The sequence below is a fragment of the Roseivirga misakiensis genome (assembly GCF_001747105.1).
GTDB lineage: Bacteria > Bacteroidota > Bacteroidia > Cytophagales > Cyclobacteriaceae > Roseivirga > Roseivirga misakiensis.
This window is the reverse complement of record NZ_MDGQ01000003.1, coordinates 65442-88181: the sequence shown is the minus strand read 5'-3', so window position 1 is coordinate 88181 and position 22740 is coordinate 65442. Positions and strand designations below refer to the sequence as shown.

General features: G+C 39.2%; 7 protein-coding genes. 5 read left to right on the top strand and 2 right to left on the bottom strand.

Features of this window, described 5'->3' with window-relative positions; translation table 11 throughout:
* Positions 1-10: 10 nt before the first annotated feature.
* Complete coding sequence (locus BFP71_RS00615; RefSeq protein ID WP_141719641.1) at positions 11-2866, bottom strand: T9SS type B sorting domain-containing protein; 2856 nt, start codon at positions 2864-2866, stop codon at positions 11-13.
* 184 nt (positions 2867-3050) lie between these two features.
* Here BFP71_RS00615 and BFP71_RS00610 point away from each other — a divergent pair, with 184 nt between their 5' ends.
* From BFP71_RS00610 to BFP71_RS00590, 5 genes are all read left to right on the top strand, one after another.
* Positions 3051-3737: a succinate dehydrogenase cytochrome b subunit gene (locus BFP71_RS00610; protein ID WP_069833523.1), complete on the top strand. Its 687-nt coding sequence runs from the start codon at positions 3051-3053 to the stop codon at positions 3735-3737.
* A gap of 9 nt (positions 3738-3746) precedes the next feature.
* On the top strand, positions 3747-5756 hold the full coding sequence (locus tag BFP71_RS00605; RefSeq protein WP_069833522.1) for a fumarate reductase/succinate dehydrogenase flavoprotein subunit: 2010 nt from the start codon (positions 3747-3749) through the stop codon (positions 5754-5756).
* A 28-nt stretch (positions 5757-5784) separates the two neighbouring features.
* Positions 5785-6558 carry a succinate dehydrogenase/fumarate reductase iron-sulfur subunit gene (locus BFP71_RS00600; RefSeq protein ID WP_069833521.1) on the top strand — a complete coding sequence of 258 codons (774 nt, stop codon included), beginning with the start codon at positions 5785-5787 and terminating at the stop codon, positions 6556-6558.
* Between the two features lie 228 nt (positions 6559-6786).
* A complete protein-coding gene (locus tag BFP71_RS00595) occupies positions 6787-19716 on the top strand; it encodes an MBG domain-containing protein (RefSeq protein WP_069833520.1) in 12930 nt (4309 codons plus the stop codon).
* Between the two features lie 111 nt (positions 19717-19827).
* The gene (locus BFP71_RS00590; protein ID WP_069833519.1) at positions 19828-20583 is read left to right on the top strand and encodes a hypothetical protein; all 756 of its coding nucleotides are present in this window, start codon (positions 19828-19830) and stop codon (positions 20581-20583) included.
* Position 20584: 1 nt separating this feature from the next.
* On the opposite strand, the gene BFP71_RS00585 is transcribed toward BFP71_RS00590, so the two are convergent.
* Entirely contained in the window at positions 20585-22669 is a 2085-nt protein-coding gene (locus BFP71_RS00585; protein WP_176723292.1) for an OmpA family protein, read from the bottom strand.
* Positions 22670-22740 lie beyond the last annotated feature (71 nt).

The following is a 22740-nucleotide window of genomic DNA, read 5'->3' as shown; positions in this document are numbered from 1 at the left end:
ACCAAATTTATTACTTAACGATCTTAACCCAGTTTTTGAACTCTTGTTTTCTTTTTTCAGGATCAAATGTGTTAAAGGTGACCGTAGCTGTGTAATAATATGTACCTGCGTTCAGCGGTTTGCCATCATTATCCTTCCCGTCCCAGTCAATGAAGTAGTTGGGGTTAGTCGTTTGTTCTGTGTTGTAGCTGAAAATTTCTTTTCCCCATCTGTTAAACACTTTGAATTCCACTGACGATACAAACCTAGAACATCGGCCATTATCTAGGTCAAATGCCCTAAATGTATCATTCACATTGTCTTCATTTGGTGTAAAAGTATTGGGCAGTTCATAATAAGGACAGTTATCAAAGCAAATTGGGTCGGTCATTTGGCTTTCGTTATCTGCACCATCAACCGCGGTGATTCTATAGCACCCCTTTATTTCTGGTAAGCCAGTATGGGTAAATTGTGTAGTTGTGCTAGTGCCAACTAGTTCGTAACTGTTATCCATGCCGCTCGTTGAGAAGTAAATATTAAAGAAGGCAACATCATCTATGTTAGAAATAGTCCAGTTTACGGTATTGGAAAACTCTAATTGTTCACAAGGAGAAAAATTATCCAATTCGCAAATGGGGCTATTTATGATATTCAACACCGAACCATCTGGCCCTTCGATCGCAATGATATTATCTGGTAAATCTATTTCTGGGTCTTCTGGTGGACTATTGTCCTCGGGCTGAGCACAGCTTATTTGTGAATCATTCAATAATGGTGATAGTATTTGAGGGTTTCCATAGCTGCCCTGGGTGGTAACAAAATAACAGTAAACCAACTCTCCATTTAGAGGTCTTGAATTAAAACGACCATCATCTATATACCGCTGACCTGAAGTGAGCACATTTACACTATCAATTAAAACAAAAGTATCTTCATCCTGCGCATTTAAATCCGTTCGGTTTCTATAGATGTAATGGTATGGAGAAGACTGAATCGAATTCGACCAAGGTACATTCGACTGCCAGCTAAGGTTTACCGCAAGAATTTCAGGTGTACTAGAAAGCCTAGGTGTTGACGCTGTCGCGGCACTGTCAATCAGGTTGTCATCGGCATCGAAGAACCTGACAAAGTAATTATAAGTCTCATCTTGTGTATTTAAGCCAGTATCTACAAACACTGTATCGAAAGTGGAGGCAATCAGGGTTCTGTTTGCATTTCCAGTCAAACCAGTTTGTCTAAATAGCTCATATCGGTATGGTGATGGAAATAAAAGTTCATTGATCTCCAATGGAGCTGTCCACCTTGTATAAATTTCACCTGCAGACTGATCAGTTTCTTGGACGGAGGCGTTAACCATGTTCGGTACGTCCGTATTGTTTTTTAAGCAAAACTCTTGTGAAGCATAGCTTGTGCCACCGTTTGGCAAAGGGAAACTTGCTACTAAGCGATAACAATAATTTACCCCTGACATTACATCGTTATCATCAAGGTAATTTCTTTGGTCAATTGGTACTTCATCGATGAGTTCGTAACCAGAATTTGCCGGTATACCCACATTACAATTGATGGGATTGAATTCAAAACTGTCAATGCGTCGGTAAATCTGCATGACAGGGTTTAGCGAAGCGGCGAAGTAGTTGTCCCACTCCAATTGAATGGCATTCTGGCCTGAAATATCTCCTGTCAGTCCTGTAGGGGCAGGTGCTACTACCTTTATACTAAGTGATTTGAAATCTGTTAATGGGTTTTGGCTTCTATCGGCAGGTCTATCTGTCACTTTAAAAACTACCTCGTAAGGCTGGTCGCGGATGTGAGAAAGTGATGTTTGCCAAGTAAAAAGGCTCTGTGCAGGTTGATCTCTAAAACTTCTGTCATCAACAAGATCGGGGAGTGCTAAGAAAGAAGCAGGAGAGGTGTTTACCTGAAAGGAACCTCCAAAAGCTTCGATAAAGACCTGATCGTCATTCACGTCTCTTCCAGTAACCACCACCTGGATTTCTGAAAGTGCACTAATACAAGTGTCAGCTGGAAGTACTAGTTCTGGACGATCATTTTCACAGGTAACAGCTATGATTTGCATGTCACGTGTTACATAACCGATTAGCTCCGCTTCTCCTGTAATTTCTGATTTACGCCATTCTTCTACGATAAACGCGATTGAATATTCACCTACGAACTGGGCAGCATCCCAAACAAGTGTTCCGTCGAAAGGATCTATTTGAAATCGGGCAGGCGAACCTCCATCTTCCCTCAGGTTAGAGACAGTAGCATCATTTACGGGTAAGTAAAAATTAGCATCTACACCTCTGCCTTGCTGTGGTGTAACAATCCTGTAGGCCAAACTATCGCCGTCAATATCAAAAGCTCCAGAGTTATGAAAGAATTGAGATCCAATACACGCCCGATCAAGTGGTGGAACGGTGAGTTGTGGTGTATTATTAGAAAACCTCGAAGAGATCTTCATGAAGGTCTCAATGTGAAAAGGGATAGTTCCAGAGGCCCCACCACCTAGGTTAATGATGTTTTGATTTCGATTGCCTTCGGAATAACTAACTATAAAATCACCTTCGTTTAGGAACGTGTGTTCAAATTCAATCACTACGACTGATGTGAAATTGGCCAGAGCGGTTTCTCTAAATCCATTTAGAGAGTTGTTGATTAGGGCCTGTCTGCCACCGACGATTCTTCCATCCCCAAAGTTGAAACTTCCATTACCGACCTGAACACCAGATTCTGTATCTCGGTAAATGACCAATGTAAATCTGTAGCGAAAGTTAGTTTCTGAAATTCTAACCGCTGTGATATTCCCAGCACGTAAATGGGTTGCAGCTAGTTCTCCACAGATGGCGCAGATCATTAACAAACCAAATAGTATCCGTCGTGACACCTTTAAAAAGACCAGTTTTGAATCGATAACGTAAATATTGTGAATTAGTGATATTTTCGGTAAAAATTCTCAACAATTGCTTAACACATCCTGTTGGGCATACAAACTAGATCAAAGACGAATTGACTTTGATTGCAAACGTTTGAGGTATAACTTTGGATTGTAAATTTAACGACTATCATAAATGAGTTGGGTTAAACAAACCTTTAGCAGTTCTATCGGGCGAAAGATCGCCATGGCACTGTCAGCACTGTTCTTGATCATATTCTTACTTCAGCATTTCACAATCAACCTAATATCGGTTTTTAGCGATACTGCTTTTAATGAGATATCCCATTTTATGGGTACTAATCCAGTAGTTCAATTCGCTCTACAGCCAGTATTGATTTTCGGTGTAGTATTCCATTTTGTCATGGGATTTATTCTTGAGGTAAAGAATAACAATGCTCGAAAAGTAAAATACGCCATGAATAACGGTGGGGCTAATTCTACTTGGTTCTCAAGAAATATGATATGGACAGGGTTGGTAATCCTTGGATTTATTTGTGTGCACTTCTATGACTTCTGGATTCCAGAGATCAATGTAAAATACATTCAAGGCGATATGTCTGGAATGATCAACGGAGAGTACAGGTATTACGAAGAATTAACGCACAAATTTGAAGACCCGATCAAAGTCGGTATCTACGTTTTGTCTTTTGTTTTCTTAGCAATGCACTTATTGCACGGTTTCCAGTCGGCTTTTCAGTCAATGGGTGCCAAGCACAGCAAGTACACACCTACTATTCAAAAAGTAGGTAAACTTTACGCCATCGCTATTCCAGCAGGCTTTATTTTCATTGCTCTATATCATCATCTAACTGCGCATTAAGAAGTAAGTATGACGACTCTAAATTCAAAAATTCCTAAAGGTCCAATTGCAGATAAATGGACCAATCACAAAAATAACATCAAGCTTGTAAACCCAGCTAACAAAAGATCCATCGACGTTATTGTGGTGGGTACAGGGCTAGCTGGTGGATCAGCAGCGGCTACCTTAGCCGAATTAGGCTATAATGTAAAGGCATTCTGCTATCAGGATTCTCCACGACGAGCGCACTCTATTGCTGCTCAGGGAGGTATAAATGCCGCAAAAAATTATCAAGGTGATGGTGATTCAACTTACAGATTATTCTACGATACTGTAAAGGGAGGCGATTACCGATCTAGAGAAGCCAATGTCCATAGGCTAGCCGAGGTCTCTACTAATATAATTGACCAATGTGTGGCGCAGGGTGTTCCTTTCGCGAGAGATTATGGTGGGCTATTGGACAATCGATCTTTCGGTGGTGTTCAAGTATCTAGAACCTTTTATGCAAAAGGTCAAACGGGGCAGCAACTACTTTTAGGTTGTTATTCTGCTATGTCGCGCCAAATTGGTAAAGGAAAAATTAAGATGTACAACCGTCATGAAATGATGGATGTAGTTGTCGTTGATGGAAAAGCTAGAGGTATCATTGCCCGGAATCTAGTGAACGGCGAAATCGAAAGACATTCTGCTCACGCAGTAGTGATCGCTTCGGGTGGTTACGGTAATGTTTTCTTCTTGTCTACTAACGCCATGGGATCAAATGTATCAGCTGGTTGGAAGGTGCATAAGAAAGGAGCTTACTTTGCTAACCCTTGCTATACACAAATTCATCCAACTTGTATTCCACAGCACGGCGACCAACAGTCAAAATTGACTTTGATGTCTGAATCGCTAAGAAATGATGGTAGAATTTGGGTGCCTGCTAAGAAAGAAGATGCTGAAGCGGTTCGCGCTGGTAAGCTGAAACCTACCGATATCAAAGAAGAGGATAGAGATTATTACCTAGAGCGTAGATATCCTTCTTTTGGTAACCTTGTGCCAAGGGATGTTGCATCAAGAGCGGCAAAAGAGCGCTGCGATGAAGGTTTCGGAGTAGGTACAAACGAAACGGGTGAGGCGGTATATCTTGATTTCTCCGCAGCGATTACGCGATATGGCCAAGAGCAAGCCAATATCCAAGGTTTACATGATGCTTCTGCCCAAAAGATTCAAGAATTGGGTACGGATATAATTGAAAAGAAATATGGTAACCTCTTCCAAATGTATGAGAAGATTACCGCTGATAATCCATACAAAACACCAATGAAAATTTACCCTGCGGTACACTATACCATGGGCGGTGTTTGGGTTGATTATGACTTAATGACTACAATTCCAGGTTGCTACGCGATCGGGGAGGCTAACTTCTCAGATCACGGTGCCAATAGGCTTGGAGCATCAGCCTTAATGCAAGGTTTAGCGGATGGGTACTTCGTATTGCCATATACCATTGGAGATTATCTTGCCGATGATATCCGAACTGGACCAATTTCTACTGATTTGCCTGAGTTTGATAAGGCAGAAAATTCAGTAAAGAAGAGCATTGATTTCTTTATCAATAATAATGGTACTAAGTCTGTCGATCATTTCCACAAACGCTTAGGTAAAGTAATGTGGAATAAAGTAGGGATGGCCAGAAATGAAAAAGGCTTGAAAGAAGCGATAGCAGAGATTAAAGAGATTAGAGAAGAATTCTGGAAGGAAGTTCGTGTTCCTGGAACTGCGGATAGTATGAATCCAGAGTTAGAGAAGGCGGGTAGAGTAGCAGATTTTCTGGAATTAGGAGAATTGTTCGCTAGAGATGCCTTAGAAAGAGAGGAGTCTTGTGGAGGTCACTTCCGAGAAGAACATCGTACGGAAGAAGGAGAGGCTGTTAGAGATGACGAAAACTTCACACATGTTTCGGCTTGGGAGTATAAAGGTGAGCCTTCAGATGCAGTATTGCACAAGGAAGCCTTGAACTATGAGAACATAGAACTCAAGACCAGATCGTATAAATAAGGATTTAAAGCACTAGAAATTCAAAAATATGTCAGCACAAAAAGGATTAAATCTGACACTCAAAGTTTGGAGACAGAAGAACGACAAGGAAAATGGTCAAATGGAGACTTATCAGGTATCTGATATTTCTACTGACAGTTCTTTCCTTGAGATGATGGATATCTTGAATGAGCAACTTATTGCTGAGGGCAAAGACCCTGTTGCTTTTGATCACGATTGCCGAGAAGGGATTTGTGGTAGCTGCTCCATGTACATCAATGGAGAGGCACATGGTCCGGGTAGAGAAATTACTACCTGCCAATTGCACATGAGAGAATTCGAAGATGGCCAGACTATTTACATAGAACCATGGAGAGCTAAAGCTTTCCCAGTAATCAAAGATTTAGTAGTTGATAGAAGTGCCTTTGACAGAGTAATGGCTGCGGGAGGTTTTGTAAGCGTAAATACTTCAGGAAATACTCAGGACGCTAACTCAATTCCAATTCCAAAGGCGGACGCTGATAAAGCATTCGACGCTGCTACTTGTATTGGTTGCGGTGCATGTGTAGCATCATGTAAAAATGCATCGGCTATGCTTTTCGTTTCGGCTAAGGTATCGCAATTCGCTTTGTTACCTCAGGGACAAGTAGAAGCTGCAGAACGTGTCCAAAATATGGTAAAAGTAATGGACGAAGAAGGCTTTGGTAACTGTTCTAATACAGGTGCCTGTGAAGTAGAATGTCCTAAGGGAATTTCACTTGAGAATATTGCTAGAATGAATAGAGAATACCTTTCTGCTAGCGTGTCTTCACAGGATTCATAGAAAATCAATTTTAATAGCTTCAAAGGCCCTCATTCTTGATTGGATGAGGGCTTTTTGTATGTAATGTCTTCAGGGATATCTCTTATTTTTAATAATTGTCTATTGAATATATTCTGGTGTGGGTGGAAATAATCATATCGTTCTAGTATGGGCGGTCTTAAAACTCAATAAACTATAGCTCTAGTTACTCAGAAGTCTGCTATATTTAAGACAGACTCGAACACACTAATGAAAAGAATCTTATTAAATTTAATTGGGCTATTTGTTTCACTAAATGTTATAGCTCAAACAAATGTAAGCGGCAATATAAACGCTAATACCACTTGGACTAAGGCTAATTCTCCATATATACTTCAAGGTGATGTAGGAATAGGTACGGGACAGAAATTAACAATAGAACCAGGTGTAACGGTTAAAAGATCTGGGAACTACTATATACTTGTTAAAGGTGCAATTTATGCAGTTGGGACTGAGCAGGATTCTATTAAATTCGAGGATTCTTATCCAAGTCAAGCGTCAGAAACGAAATTTTTTTTAAGCTTTCAAGAGACTAATTTATCAAATACAACTTTAAGTTTTCTGAACGTTAAGTCGTTAGCGGAATCGTATAATACTCGAACTTTATTTGCCCGTGTAAGTAAGGAGTCTGAGGGAAATCAGGCTGGTGTCAAATCAAGTGGAGTTTTGACTATTTCTAATTCGAGTTTTTTAGGTAATTATTTGGCGACTGATGGTTATCAGGCCAACGGGAAATTGCTATTGGATAATGTAAAACTTTTCAGCTCCACAGTCTATGGGAATTTAAGAGGTGAACCGATTGAGATAAAGAATTCTTATGGCAAATCTTCGGTAATATACAGTGGTTCATATAACGATGGCATTACAATAGATGGATCTAAATTCGAACAATCTGAATTTGTAATCGGTTGTTGTGGTGCGAACCTGTCATTTAACAAGGCAGACCTAATTGATTCTAAATTAATCGAAGGAAGTGGAAATCCTAAAAATGGTCCAGTGTCGATCGACGATTCCAAGTTTATCAACACTTCAATTTATTTGCCTTCAGCTTATGTAGAAACAACAAAATCAATATTTTTCTCCAACAATAGAAACCTCAGAACAGGAGAGTATGGTAATTCCTCTTCAGCTGGAATTGGAGCTCTTATTTTTGTAGGTAGATTGAATATGTCTGACTGTTATGTACGTACTCCTCAGTCTTATGGCGTTTTAATTACCGGAAGAGACGGTTATAATGTGGCTGGTTTGAATTCCATTTCCAATTCGCACTTCGAGAATAATTATGACGCTATTTCTATAACGGATCATGCCGGTACAAACATTTCAAATAATAGTTTTTTTAACACCCTTTACAGCGCAATTTCAAATACAAGCTCCAAAGACGTCAATGCTCGGTCAAATTATTTCGATGGTTTAAATTCATTGGAAGAAATTGAAAACACCATTTGGCATTATGATGATTTTATTAGCTATGGTAAGGTTGATTTCTCAAACTTTTTGATAGCCCCCCCTTCAATTGATTTGTTATTGCCCCCAAAGGTAAGGTTAGAGAGAAAGTTTTCGGGGGATGATTATACTTCAGAAGTTCGATTATCTTTTTCTAACCTAGATAATAGCACAACAAGCCTAAGGGTTCTTAAATATGACTTAAATGATATTTTGGATACCACTTTCGTTACAAATGTAGCATTACCCTTTAATGATATTGACCTCCCTTTATTAATGTCTGGAGAATACAGCGTCGTAGCTAAAGGTTCAGGAGATAGCGAAAGTTGGTTTGGAACAACAAGTAATGAAAGGCCCGTTTATTATCCAATTATTGATCGAATCAGTATTAATGAAGATGAAACTGGTAAGCTTTCGTTCAAATTATTTAATGCTGAGAATGACTTGATAAAGATTAAAGCAAGCTCTCCTGCTGCTGAAAGCTTGATAAATGACGAAAATATTGTCGTTGAGAAAACAAAAACTGATGGGGATACTACTTTTTATGATGTTACTGTTTTTCCTGAGGAAAATGCATTTGGTGTTTTTGATGTTGAATTGAGGATTGAGGATGGTTTGAATATTAATGAAGGAGGTCTAGGAAGAGTTACTGTCAACGCTGTTAATGATTTTAAACCAGTCCTTTCAGATGTTAATTTGATTACTGGTTTAAGTGAAGATCGAACATTCTATTTTAGTAATGATAATTTCTGGTCAAAGATCCAGGCCACTGACCAAGACGGTGATGAGGTTAAATATTTGATTACTGAGATAGTCTCTGGTGACCTCTCTGGTAACTTCGAGACAAATAATGCTCCAGCCAAAGTTGGTGATACTTTGGTCGTTAATCAAAGTTACAATTGGACTCCTGCAGCAGATGCTTTTGGAGAAATTGATGGTTTTAAGATCAGAGCTACCGATGGTGAACTAAATTCGGATACTGAATTGACAGTGAGTTTTGAAGTACAGGGTATTAACGATTGCCCTAGTGCAACTTCACAAAGCGATTATATTTTTTCAACAAACGATGAGTTTAAGTTTCAATTAACTCAATTAAGTGCAGGGCCGAATGAAAGTCAAGAGCTCACTATTACTCCTATAAGCACTGGTAATCTCGGCTCTACAATGGGTGATTTTATTGACTTAGATGATTTCGACTTTTCTATCGACCAGACGAGTCAAGTTATTGATGTAACTTTTAACACCGGTTCAGTTAAAGCTGGAAAAAAGTGGTTCTCTTTTAGACTCTCAGATGGTCAGTGTAACGTAACAATAAACCTAAATATAGAGGTTTATGAACCATTTCTTCCACCTACAATTCAGTCTACTCCCACACTTAACGCATATTCAGGAATTGAATATCAATATTCGCCAACTCTACCCTCTGACGATGCCTATCAGTTAGAGGTTATAAAATCACCCTCATTCTTGAACGGCGATAGTACCTGGGTAGTAGGAAATCTAATTGGGGTTGGAGGAATAGGGGACGAACCTGGAAGCAGAAGAAGTGCAAGGCTATCTCAACCAACCGATATCGTCTTTGATTCTGAAGGAATTGCTTACATATCTGATCGCGGGAGTAACAAAATCTACAAACTGTCCAAAGAGGGTGTCCTCACCCGTTTTTCTGGTAATGGTTACGGTTTTGCAGATGGAGGTCCTCAGGACGCAAAATTCAGAAGTTTGGAAGGTATTGCTCTTGGTCCTGACGGGGATCTCTATGTTGTGGATTTCGGTTCTTCAAGATTGGCCAAGGTATCGAGTTCAGGGGAGGTTTCGTCTATAATTGCATCAGCTGGAAACGACAACGGACCTGTTGAGTCTGCGTCACTCTCCTCACCAATAGATATCCAAATCGATAGCGAGGGAAATGTGTTCGTACTCCAAGCTAATCCAAAAGCTATCAGAATGATAAGTAAGGAAGGTGTGGTTAGCAATTATGTAGATGGAAATACACCAGGTTTCGATATATCTCAACCAGTTCATTTTGCCATAAACTCTAATGATCAACTTATCCTTTCCGACAAGGGATCAAACAATGTATATCTGGTAGAGGATGGTTCAGTTCAAAAGTTGATTTTAGAGGACCCGAGTTTTAGATCTCAGTCCGTAGATTTTTTAAACGATACTACGGCCTTTATTTCAAATGAAAGTGATAGTAAAATATACTTGTTAGACTTGAAGCAGAGTGTATTAAAACCTTTTGCTGGCTTAAATAACAGGCCTTTTAAACATGGAATTGATGCAATTGATTACTTGCCAAATCTGCATTATAAACTTGTTTATGCCAACGATAAGTTATACTCGACCGATATGGGTGGAGGTACAGTGAAAACATTTTTTGAGACTGTTAAGGCCCTGCGGGGTATAGCTGATGTGAATGATGAAGGGAAAGTTTTTGAAGTAGAGATTAAGGCAACAGATTTGTATGGATCGAATACAACCCAATCTTTTGATCTTACTGTTAAAGCATCAGATAAAGTCGAGGCTACGAACCTAACGCAATTGATATCTTATGTAGAAGATGAATTGGTTGAACTTACTGATATCATTATTTCAGGCCTAACAGATGAAGATGTTGTAGAGGCATCATTAATGCTATCAACACCAGAACATGGCATACTCACATCCGATTCTGGAAATGGAGAAGTATACAACCAGTCAACAGGTCGTTGGTTTATCAGTGGAACAATGGAGAAAGTCAATTCAGCACTCACCGCTGTTAGTTTCCAACCTACGGATAATCTTGATGTTAATTCTGAGATTTTATCTAGGGTTATCCTAAGTGGAGGAGCTATTCCAAATGAAGGTATAATCAAATTAGAAGTAACCCCCATAAATGATGCACCAAGTTTGATCAACGATCCAAAAGAGAAGACTTTTACTGAGTTTGAATACTCTTTCGATGTACAGGTAGATGATGTTGATAATATTGCTTATCGAATGGACCTGTCTACAAAACCGGATTGGTTAGCCTATAATTTATCTGAGAATTCCTCTTCCGTATTTGTTGGTAAACCAGAGGTATATGACTACGTGGATGGAAACTCTGATGAGGCACGTATAAGGAATGGTTACGATGTTGAAATAGACTCGAAATCGAATTTATATTTTTTAGATGGGAATGCAGTTCGTAAAGTAGATGAGAGTGGTACAGTTACAACCATAGCTGGAGGATCAGGGAAAGATGATTTTATACTTGCCTATAGTCTAGATATTGATATTCACGATAATTTATATATCACTGATATTGGAAGAAGAAGGCTTACTAAAATAACACGTGAAGGTCAACTTGAGGTCATTTTGGATAAGACCTTTGGAGATTTTGCTGATGGTGACTTAGAGACTTCTAGGTTTAGGAGGTTACAAGATGTTGCAGTAGATAAGGACGGAAATATCTTTATCGCGGATAGCGATAATTATTGTATTCGCAAAATCGATAAAGATGGAAACGTCACTACGCCTATTGGGTCCCGCAACAATCCTGCGACTCCAATAGGTTCCTTTTCGGACATAAGAATAGACAATATGGTTGATATCGAGTTCGACGCAGAAGGGAACCTTTTAATCGCAACACTCTCCAAAGTATATAAAGCCAACTTTCAAACGATGAAAGTTGAGTTATTTGCTGGTAGCAGCTTTAGGCGTATCGAAGACGGTGATAAGGAAGCCGGGTCATTTGCGGAGATAAGATCGTTGGAGACTGATGGTTTTGGGAATGTTTATATTGGTGAACCTACAGCACTTAGAAGAATTGATGGAAATGGACAACTCACTACATTGGCTGGTAACACATCCACTGGTTTTGCTCAAGGGACAGGGGCTGATAATAGATTTAAGTACATTGAAGGTATTGTCACTTTATCAAACGGTGACTTGATAGTCCTTGATCAATCAAACAATGTGCTTCGTAAAATAGATCTAAGGCGAGACTATTTTTCTGGTGTTCCTACCGCTTCCGATATAGGACAAAGTAATTTAGAATTTTCTTTAACGGATGGTAATCTAACCTCGAATTACAGTTTTTCAATCGAGGTTCAATCCAACGGCATGCCTGTTTTTGATGGGTTGAACAATACTTTTTCAGGTAATGAAGATGATGTTAAGATAGATATTAATACACTGATTGTCTCAGAAGTTGAAACCGATCCAGTCGAACTAAAGCTAATATTGTCTGATGCAAAGTCTGGCAAGATACAAGTCAGTGAAAATTCTGACGCTTCTTTTAGTGAAACATCAGGAGTTTGGGAAATAACAGGTTCGCAAGATCATTTGAACACTGTCATTTCTCAGCTTGAGTTCTACCCTGCCCAAGATTTCAACGGCCTAGTAAAGGTAAGTGTAGAAGGAAAGAGAAGTGGAGGGCAATTCACCAGGACAGGTTCATTTAATATCAAAATTAATCCGATCAATGACCAGCCTATTTTTAATCAAGGCAAGATCAATGCGATGGTGGATTTACCCATCTCCATAGATTTAGATATCATGGATATCGATGGTAACCCTGTAAATCTTATAAGCGAGAATCTTCCGCCTTGGTTATCATTGACAAGTAGTTATGATTTTGAAATGTCGACTATTGCAGATTTAGACCCATCAGGGGGGACAATTGCATCTGTTGACGGTAAAATCGAAGAAGCAACTACTTATCGTATTAACTCTGTCACCTCAAACCAAGATGGTGAGGTATATTTCGCCGAAGACAGGAAAATTCGAAAGATTGAGGGTGATTCTGTAGTCACAATCATTGACCATGATCAAATAACAGACTTCTATGCGCAACAGATCAAACGTCTAAGCTTCAGAAATAATGACCTTATCTTCAGTACCCCTTGGAATATTCTCCAATATTCAAACGGTGAGGTTTCATTAATCGCAGGTTCAGCTTTAGGGTATAATGGAGATCAAGATGGATCGGGTTCAGACGCTCGGTTTAATACAATTTCGGATTTTACTATAGATAACGACGGAAACCTCATCATCCTTGATCTTGGTAGTCGAAAAGTAAAGAAGTTCAATTTTGCTACTAATGAGGTGACTACAATTGCTGGAACTGGTGGATATGGTCAGACGGATGGAGATGCTCTCAATAGTGCTTTTCAAAGTAATTATGGTGTTTTTGTTGATAAGAATGGTGCTATATACGTAACCCAATCCGGAGCTGTTAGAAAAATTGTGAACGGGCAAGTTTCGACTATTCCGATTACAAATGGGCCAAGATATAGTTCCGGAGCGATTTATATCGATCTCTTTGAGAACGCTATCTCTACAGAGTCCTCTGGTATTCGGGCTCATAATAAAGAGAGCGAATTATTAAGAACTTTCTTTTCGACATTTCCCTATGCACGTGTTGATGGAAAGAATGACGAAATGAATTGGTTTTCTATAACTGATATTTACTCGCCTGAACCTGGTAAGATACTTATTGCCGACAATAGCGGACTTGACATACGTCTCTTGACCTATAATATTAATTATAAGTTAATTGGAACACCACCTGATGGTGCTGAAGGAAATCAAATCCTCAATTTCAGCGTGAGCGATGGCTTATCTACACCAAATATCTATGAAGTACCAATCGAGATTTTAGCGCCGGATAGACCAGAGGTTATTGGGTTACCGCAAAGTTTTCAATACATTGAAGATGATTCACCGTTTGTCTTGAATGCGATTTCTATAACTACTGGAGATCAAGATGAGCTTTTTGAAGTGTTCATGGCACCGAGCACTGAAAGTTTGGGTGGACTTACCTCCACTGTTCTAGATTTATCAGATTCTTTGAAATCAGGTGTTTATAGACTCACTGGAAATGCTACAAAGCTGAATGAAATTCTTACCTCTTTATCATTTGAGCCGGGATTAAATAATGATCAAAGTGGACAAGTAGATTTTTCCTTTAAAAGGTTTAATGGAACTCTACAGACCAATGGATCAATTGGCCTCACTGTCACCTCTGTCAATGATGTTCCAGAGATTCTAAATCTAAGTGATACTACTGCATTCGTTGGAGATAGTCTGTCTATCCTTTTTAATGCTTTTGATATTGAAGATGGCCCTGACGTTAGCCTTTCCTTTTCAGAGAAACCAGATTGGCTTAACTACAATCAGATTAAGGCTCAAGATGAACTTTTGGCCGGTACCCCAGGTAAATCTGGATTTAAGTTAGGTAAAGGTGATGAGGCACAATTTGATACTCCGTTTCATATGGCACACGATACAAGCAATACCTTTGTTTTCGTATCCTTAAATACTCATAGTGTTTTAAGGTTAGACAAATCTGGAGAAGTTAGTCTTGTGGCAGGTGATGGCAGGAGCGGATTCGTTGATGGTCCTGTTGCCAGTGCTAGGTTTGATAGACCTTCTAGAGTTGTTAGTTTGAAAGATGGAAGCTTGTTAGTAACTGATTTGAATAACGAAGCTATTCGTTTGATAAAAGATGGTCAAGTCACTACACTTATAGGACCAAATTCTGAATTAAGCTTAAGTGATATTGGTTTAGGTTTAGGCCTAAACTATGCACCAATTTCAATGGCACTCTCTAATGACGAGAAAACGTTGATTCTAGGCAGATACTGGCAAATTAGGTTCATTACATTAGAAACTTTAGCGGTGGAATCGCTAGATATAAGTTCTCTAACTGGTAGTGTTAATATTTCCATGATAGATGTCACCAACAATGGGGATTTGCTCGTCTCTTCGAGTTCAGTTATCAATCGATTTAGTAGTTCAGGAACGTATATTACTCGCTACGGATCTGGCAGCTATGGATATAATGACGGCCCTTCAAATCAATCACAGTTTGCCACTACGGCTGGAGCAGTAGAAGATCCTTATGGAAATATTTATGTAATAGACCGATGGAATTATGTGATTCGAAAAATTGACAAGAACGATAACGTTTCAACCGTTCTCGGGAGGAGCGGGCAAGGTGGTTATCAGTCTGGTATTAATGACCAAATAAAAATTAATACCGAAGGCAACTTACTTTGGGATAATGGTAGTTTAATTTTTGCCGATAACTATAATCATGTGATCAGGAGAATTGAACTTGATCAAGAGATCTTATCCGGTAGGCCTAAAGCGTCTGATTTAGGGGAGGCACAAGTCAAAGTAGTCGTTCAAGACGCACAGGATGCAGTAAGTACTTTAGATTTTACTATTAACGTATTGGAGAATGATCGGCCAAGCGTATCTGGATTGGATACGACAATTTTTGTAGGCGAAAGAGATGAATTTGTATCAATACCAAAAGTGGAAATTCAAGAAAGCGATACAGAAACAATAGAGTTAATAATTGAATCAAACGGATCAATTGAATATCAGTTAGGGAGTACACAAACAGACTTGTTGAGTTTTAGTAAAGAAGAGGAAGCTTGGCTGTTAAACGGAAAGGTGGCAGAATTGAACGCAAGATTGGATAATTTGAATCTGTACGCTAATTCTTTCATTAATGAAAAATTGACTTTCAGTTTTAGGAAAGTCGGTGGAAAACTTTTCAAAATAGGTGCAATTCAAATTTTTGCAGAACCTGTAAATGATTCGCCAATACTTCTTAGTCAACAGAATTATGAAGTAACGGTTGGAGAGACTTTTGAGCTTAATTTTGAGGCCACTGACGTAGATACAGATGTGCTTTCCTTTTCTTCAGAAGTGCTACCTAGCTGGTTATCAGGGGACTCTTTGCGCATAATTCAAGAATTTTCTAATCCGATATATAGCGCTGAGCTGCCTGATTCACTTGTGAATGTCCTAAACATAGCCCCAACTGACTTTGCAATTAACTCAAAAGGGGATGTGTTTTTCGTAGATTTTATAAAACATTCAATATATCAGTTAATGTCAGATGGGGCATTCGAGTTATATGCTGGTACCGGTATGATTGGGTTTAAAGATGGGCCGAAAGAAGAGGCACAATTTTCATTTCCAAGAGCATTGGTCATTGACAAAATGGACAACTTTTTTATTGGCAGTAGAGGTAATGCGGGAGTTCGTAAAATAGATACCAATGGAATCGTTACCACCTTGATCGCTTCTGGCCCGATCAGTTTTTCAAATTTCGAAAGGGTTGAAGGTCCGCAGGAAATAGCCAAACCATTTTACGTCTATGAACTAGCTATTGATAGCGAAGGTAATCTATACACTGGTGAGTTATTTCTTATTGGTAAAATCGATATGGACAAGAACTTGTCTACAATTGCAGGTTTGTATGGAAGTTTTGGAGACGTAGATGGTCAAAAAGAATTGGTGAGATTCAATAATGCTCAGTCAGTTATCGCATTAGGTGTTGATTCACTACTCATTTGGGATGCGCAAACTTTTAAGCTTAAAAGATATGCAAACGATCAAGTTAAGACTATCGCTGGTGGCCAATATGGTTTTAGAGATGGCAAGTTTGATATTGCACGGTTTGGTAATGTATTTGAATCGAAAATGCTAAGTTCTGGAAAAATCGCTTTTTCAGATCAATCCTTTTACGCATTGCGCCTTGTTGATTTGGAGGATGGTACAATTTCAACAATTGCAGGAAATGGATATAATGGAGATGATTATGGTTTGGCAACGGAGTCTTCTATAGGGCGTATAACTTCGATAGTAGAATTGGAAAATGGAGATATCTTAATTGGTGAGCTCGGCAAAATTAAGAGGCTCGCTTACACCATGCCAAAGATCACGGGTACACCTCAACTCTCAGACATTGGTGAGCATAAATTCACACTCCGAATATCTGATGGTAAAGATGGTATTATTGAAGAAGAGATTATCATCAACGTAGTGGCACCTAATTCGGCGCCGACTGTTTCTGAAATTACAGATGTTGAAGAGGTCTACTTACCGGAGAGTAATGCAGAATTGTCCTTGTTTGAATACTTCGAGGATGCTGAGAATAGTGACTCCGAATTGATATATGAAGTGATAGCCAATTTAGATCCGACGGTTATCAATCCTCAAACAATAAGTTCGGAAGATGGCCTATTGATACTTGATGTTTTAAATGCAGGTGAAACGGAGTTAAGTATCAAGGCAACAGATGAAGGAGGTCTATCGGTATCAACAACTTTCAAGGTTGTTATTAGTCAAGCAGATGCTTCAATTAAAATAACCTATGATGAGGGGATTGAAGAAGATGGAACGGGTAAAAGCGTAACTGTGACAACAGAGCCAGCTGACTTACTCCTCAATATTACTTACAATGGTTCAACTGAACTTCCTGTGGAAGCTGGAACCTACGAAGTAGTAGTTTCCATAAATGAAAGAAATTATAAAGGCACTAATACTTCAGAATTCGTTTTGCTAACAGCTAATAATGCACCGACAGCAAGTGAAATTCCAGATATATTAGATACATACGCCACTGAATTAACTAAAGAACTGTCTTTATATGAATTCTTCAAAGATGCAGAACAAGAGGACTCCGAATTGACCTACGAAGTAACTGCGAATTCAGACCCAACGGTCATTAATCCTCGAGTAATAAATTCTGAAAATGGCCTATTGATACTAGATGTTTTAAATGCAGGTGAAACTGAGTTAAGTATCAAAGCTACAGATGAAAAAGGGCTTTCAGTATCAACAACTTTCAAGGTTATTATTGACCAAGCAGAAGCATCAATAAATGTAGTATATGCTGAGGGTATCGAAGAGGATGGAACAAGTAAAAGCGTATCAGTGACAACTGAACCTGCTGATTTAATGTTTGACATTACATACAACGGTTCAACTGACTTGCCAATAAATGCAGGGACTTACGAGGTAATCGTTACTGTAAACGAAAGGAATTATAAAGGAGTAAGTACTTCTGACTTCGTCATATTGACTGCTAATAGTTCTCCGATAGCTACTGAGGTGTCTGATATTACGGATACATATGCTCCTGAATTGACAATAGAGTTGTCCGTCTATGATTACTTTGATGATGAAGAACAAAGTGACGATCAATTGACTTATGAGTTGGTTTCAATATCTGATGAAATGATAATTTCTTCAACAGAGTTAGGCGCTAATACTGGTCTTCTAAAATTGATGGTGAATCAGGCAGGCACTGCTACAATAGTATTGAAAGCAACCGATGAAAGAGGCCTGAGCGTTACCAACTCATTCGACTTTGTAATTGATAAAGCTACGGCAACGATATCTTTTGGCACTTTAGAGTTTGTAAACGATGGAGAAGATAAGCCAGTCACAGTTACAACAGTACCTGAAGGTTTAAGCTTCGATTTGACTTATAGTGAACAGTTGGCAGTCCCAAATACAGTTGGGTCATATGAACTCAAAGTAGTTATTGATGATCCTAACTATGAAGGTGAGGCTACGGCAACTCTTAATATTACCAATGTCGCTCCTTCAAAAATTAGTGTAAGTAACAGAGCGGTATATGAAAACATTGGTGCTTCAGTAACTATTGGCGAGTTAAGTGTGACCGATGAAAACGGTGTGGATACGCATACATTTTCTTTAGTTGATGGAGAGGTGGATAATGATTCTTTTGAGATTATAGATAATGAATTGTTAGCGAAGTCCAGTTTTGATTATGAATTAAAGGATACCTATAACATTAAAATAATGGTTACGGATAATCATGGCGGAACATATGAGGAGACTTTCCAAATAGATGTTTTAGACGTTAATGAATCACCTACTATTGATCCGGTTGACGAAGTTCAAATAGTTAAAAATTTAGGAGTACTCAGTTTGAACCTATCCGGACTTAGTGCCGGAGAGGATACGGGTCAAAATATTCTTATCAGTACGACAAGTTCGGGAGTAGTGGCTAGTTCCAGTGTAGTTTTGAATAGCGATGGTCGTAGTGCGTCGCTCAGTTTTGAAACTACTGTAGATCAGGAGGGAAATGGTATAATTACGGTAATCGTAAAAGATGATGGTGGAACTGATAATAATGGAGTTGACACTAAAACAATTGAAATATCTGTTTTAGTCGCTGATCCTAACATTTCTGTTGTATCTGGCAGTAGTTGTGGTGAAGGGTCTTTATCGTTAAGTGCTTCAGGCGCTGATAATTACTTTTGGTATAATAGTCCCATTGGTGGTGAATCTTTTGATCAGGGAGCAGAAATAACCGTATCGTTATCAGAGTCTACCACATACTATGTTGCTGGAGTCTTCGGAAACGAAGAATCTGAACTTAGAGTTCCTGTTAATGCTTCGGTGTTTGAAGCAGTCGAGGTACCAATCATTACAAATACTGATAATGTACTTTCAGTACCACAAATAGCTGGTTTGAACTACCAGTGGTTTAAAGATGGAGTTGAAATTGCGGATGAAACGTCAAATACATATAACGCCGAAGAGTCTGGAAGTTATTTTGTGATGGCCACAAACGACAATGGATGCTTTGCCAATTCGATAAGTCTTGATTTGATAATTACGAGCCTAGAGAAAGAATTGGATGAAGTAAACCTTATTGCCTATCCAGTGCCAGCTAGTGATTTTATAACCTTGGAATTCGAAGAGCTATTCAAGAAGGGTACCACTATTAAGCTCATAGGTAGTTCAGGCAGAGTTTTCTCTACGAACACACTAAAGTCTTCTACTTCTTCAGTTCGAATAGATGTAAGGGGTTTACCTTCAGGGACTCATACAGTTTTAGTCAGGGACGGAGGAAAGTTTGCTAGAAAAAGAATTATAATTAAACGTTAATAAACCGTTTACCTAATTAAGCCCTCATTCTTGATTGGATGAGGGCTTTTTTGTGGGTGGACGGTCAGGTTAATGGTATAGCTACTATATTGGATTAGCGAATTGGTTAAAATGAGTCATCGTAATCGGTTGAAGGGATATTTATTGCAGCTTTTAGGCGTCATTGGGCTCTATAGTTGTGCTGCCCGTAAGACGGTTGAAGGTAGCGTAGAAGGTACATATTTGATGCAAGGATCATTCAATAAGCAGCTTTTGTTAACTAAGGATAGATATTTCCTCTTGAAACCCTTCGAAGAGGCTCATATAAGCCCATATAAATGCTGCGATACACTTTCAGTTGGTGAGTGGAAACGAGTTAACGGAACGTCTTTTCTAAGTCTTAAAAGTGATTTAAAACCTATAGACCCTTTGCTAGAGATGAAAGTTCAGGAGGGCTTCAGATCAAGTTCTGACAGTCTTTACTTTACTATTGATAATCCCATTCAAAAGGACAAAGCATTAGACCGGCATAAAGGTCTGAGCTATCAAGTTCTAATTAATTCTAACAACCCGCGGTTTGACGAAGAATTAAGTCAGCGAAGGTTTAACAACAATGAAATTGCAGTTAAAAAACCAGCTAATTTAAGTATAACGTCTTTTGAGATTATTGCGATTCCTTCAATGGAAATGCCGGTGCGAAGTATTTCAATTAGGCATATTTATACCAACGAATACAGGGTAAAGGGTAAGTCTAGTAACGAATTTTTAGTTGATGTACCCGAACTTACCTATCGACTCATTAGCGAATTAAGGTTTGCCGAAGACTTTGTAAGAGTAATTAGTCCCACTCAATTAGAGTGGGACGGAAAGCGTTATATCAAGCGCTAGGCTAAAATGAAATTACTTTAAATTCAGTTCTCCTGTTTGCTTGATGTTCTTCTGGTTGGCATCTGATACCGTCCTCACATTGGTTCGTAAGCTGTGTTTCACCATATCCTTTGCCCGTAATCCTGTCTTGCGCAATACCTTTCGACACGATATAGGCAGCCGATGAGCGTGCCCTGCGATCAGATAAGGCGAGGTTATAAGGATCGCCACCGCGTGAATCCGTATGCGAACCCAATTCTATTTTAACGGTTGGGTTATCTGTCATCATGGCCACTATTTTGTCAAGTTCTATCGCCGCATCTGGACGAATGTCTGATTTATTCAAATCAAAATAAATGTTTTCAATACGTATTGCTTTTCCAATGATAATTTCATCCATCTCAAGATCGAACTTAATGACACCACCCGGATCATTTCCTGTCGCAACTTTAGTTCTAAAGTTGAAATATCCTGGCTTTTGTAGGAAGACATCATATTCAGCACCAGGTTGGGCTATAAAGTAGAGTAATCCATTTTCATTGGTTCGTACACTATCTACTTCACCTGTAGTAGTTTCAGTGAAGGTCACGAGTGCATCATCCACCGGCCTTCCACCAGGGGTTACCAAATCTCCTTTTACGACAAGAAGTTCTCGGAGTGGAATAGTGATAAATTCTTTATCAAGCATATCGTCAAAGGTGGATGCAGAATCTCGGCCAACTGACCAATCGGGCTTAAGCGCAGTCAGATTGTACTTCTGATCCCAGGCTAACTCATATTCAAAGCCTCCATCAGCGTTTGTAATGAAACTAATGCTATCCCCTTCGCTCGTCGATAAAAAGACCTCAGTATCTTCAAGGGGTCTACCTGATCTTTGATCAACAACAATACCTTTCAGGAAAACCTGTTTAGGTCGTTTTGGTAAGTTCACCTCGATTTGGTAGATATCATCGTTACCAGCCCCACCTGGTCGGTTAGAAGTAAAATAGCCAGTTGTATCGTTTGAGGATAAAATCAGTCCAAAGTCATCTTTTGGAGAATTAATCGGATACCCCATGTTTTTTACAACGGCGGCCGTGTCATTGAAATCGTATTGATAAACATCTAGCCCGCCCATTCCATAATGGCCATTGGATGAAAAGTAGAGGACACCTTTATGAACATGTGGAAACATCTCATCTCCAGGGGTATTGATTTCGCTTCCAAGGTTTACGGGTTCACCCCAATCTCCATCTTCAAAAGTAGACTTATATATGTCGACACCGCCATTGCCACCAGGTCGGTTTGACGCAAAATAGAGCGTTTTTTCATCCTCTGAAATGGTCGGATGACCTGTGCTAAATTCTTTGCTATTGTATTTGAACGACATCGGTTTGTCCCACTCAGAATTCACACCACTTCTTTGGGTCATGTAAAGTTGTAGGTTTATCGTTTCATCGCTGGCCGTACCAACTCGCTTTCCGTTGTAGTTATTTCTGGTAAAAAACGCTTTTTCGTCATCATCATAGAAAACCATTGGGCCTTCGTGGTAACGTGTATTCAGTTTTTTGTTGAATAGCTTAGTTGTTTCAACAGAATCGACGCCTGGATTTGTGAAATACAATTCATGGAAATTCTTATTGTCCCATCCGTGAGTTCGTTTGACGAGTCTGAACTTTTTACGATTCGATGAGAAAACAAGCCCATCTCTGAAATAAGTTGGGCTGTAGTCATCAGCTTCTGAATTGAACTTTGACAGGTTGATTTTATAGTAAGAAGAATCGCTATAGAAGCCTTCAAAATTTGTTATGCCATTTGTCAGGTTCGTTGCTCGAACATCACCTTGACTCGCATAGAAATCTGAAAGTGCTGTCAGCGCGCGATCATACCTCTCGGCACTCATTAAAGCTTGTGCATAATATAGGGTATGAATAGGTTTAGCCACAGATGAATCCGAGACTACTTCTGCATAGAAGGGTAGTGCTTCCTCGGGCATATTCATTTTTCTGTAAGACTCTGCTAACTGAAGTTTGGCATAATTAAATGACGAATCTCTTTCTACTAATCTTTCGTAAATCTTGGCCGCCGCCGCGTACTCAAAATTATCGAACAATTTACCGGCGCGCATTACGTCTAGGCGAGACCTATTTTGGCCATAGGCCATGAAGGAAACCAACGTCAAAAGGGGAACCAAAATGT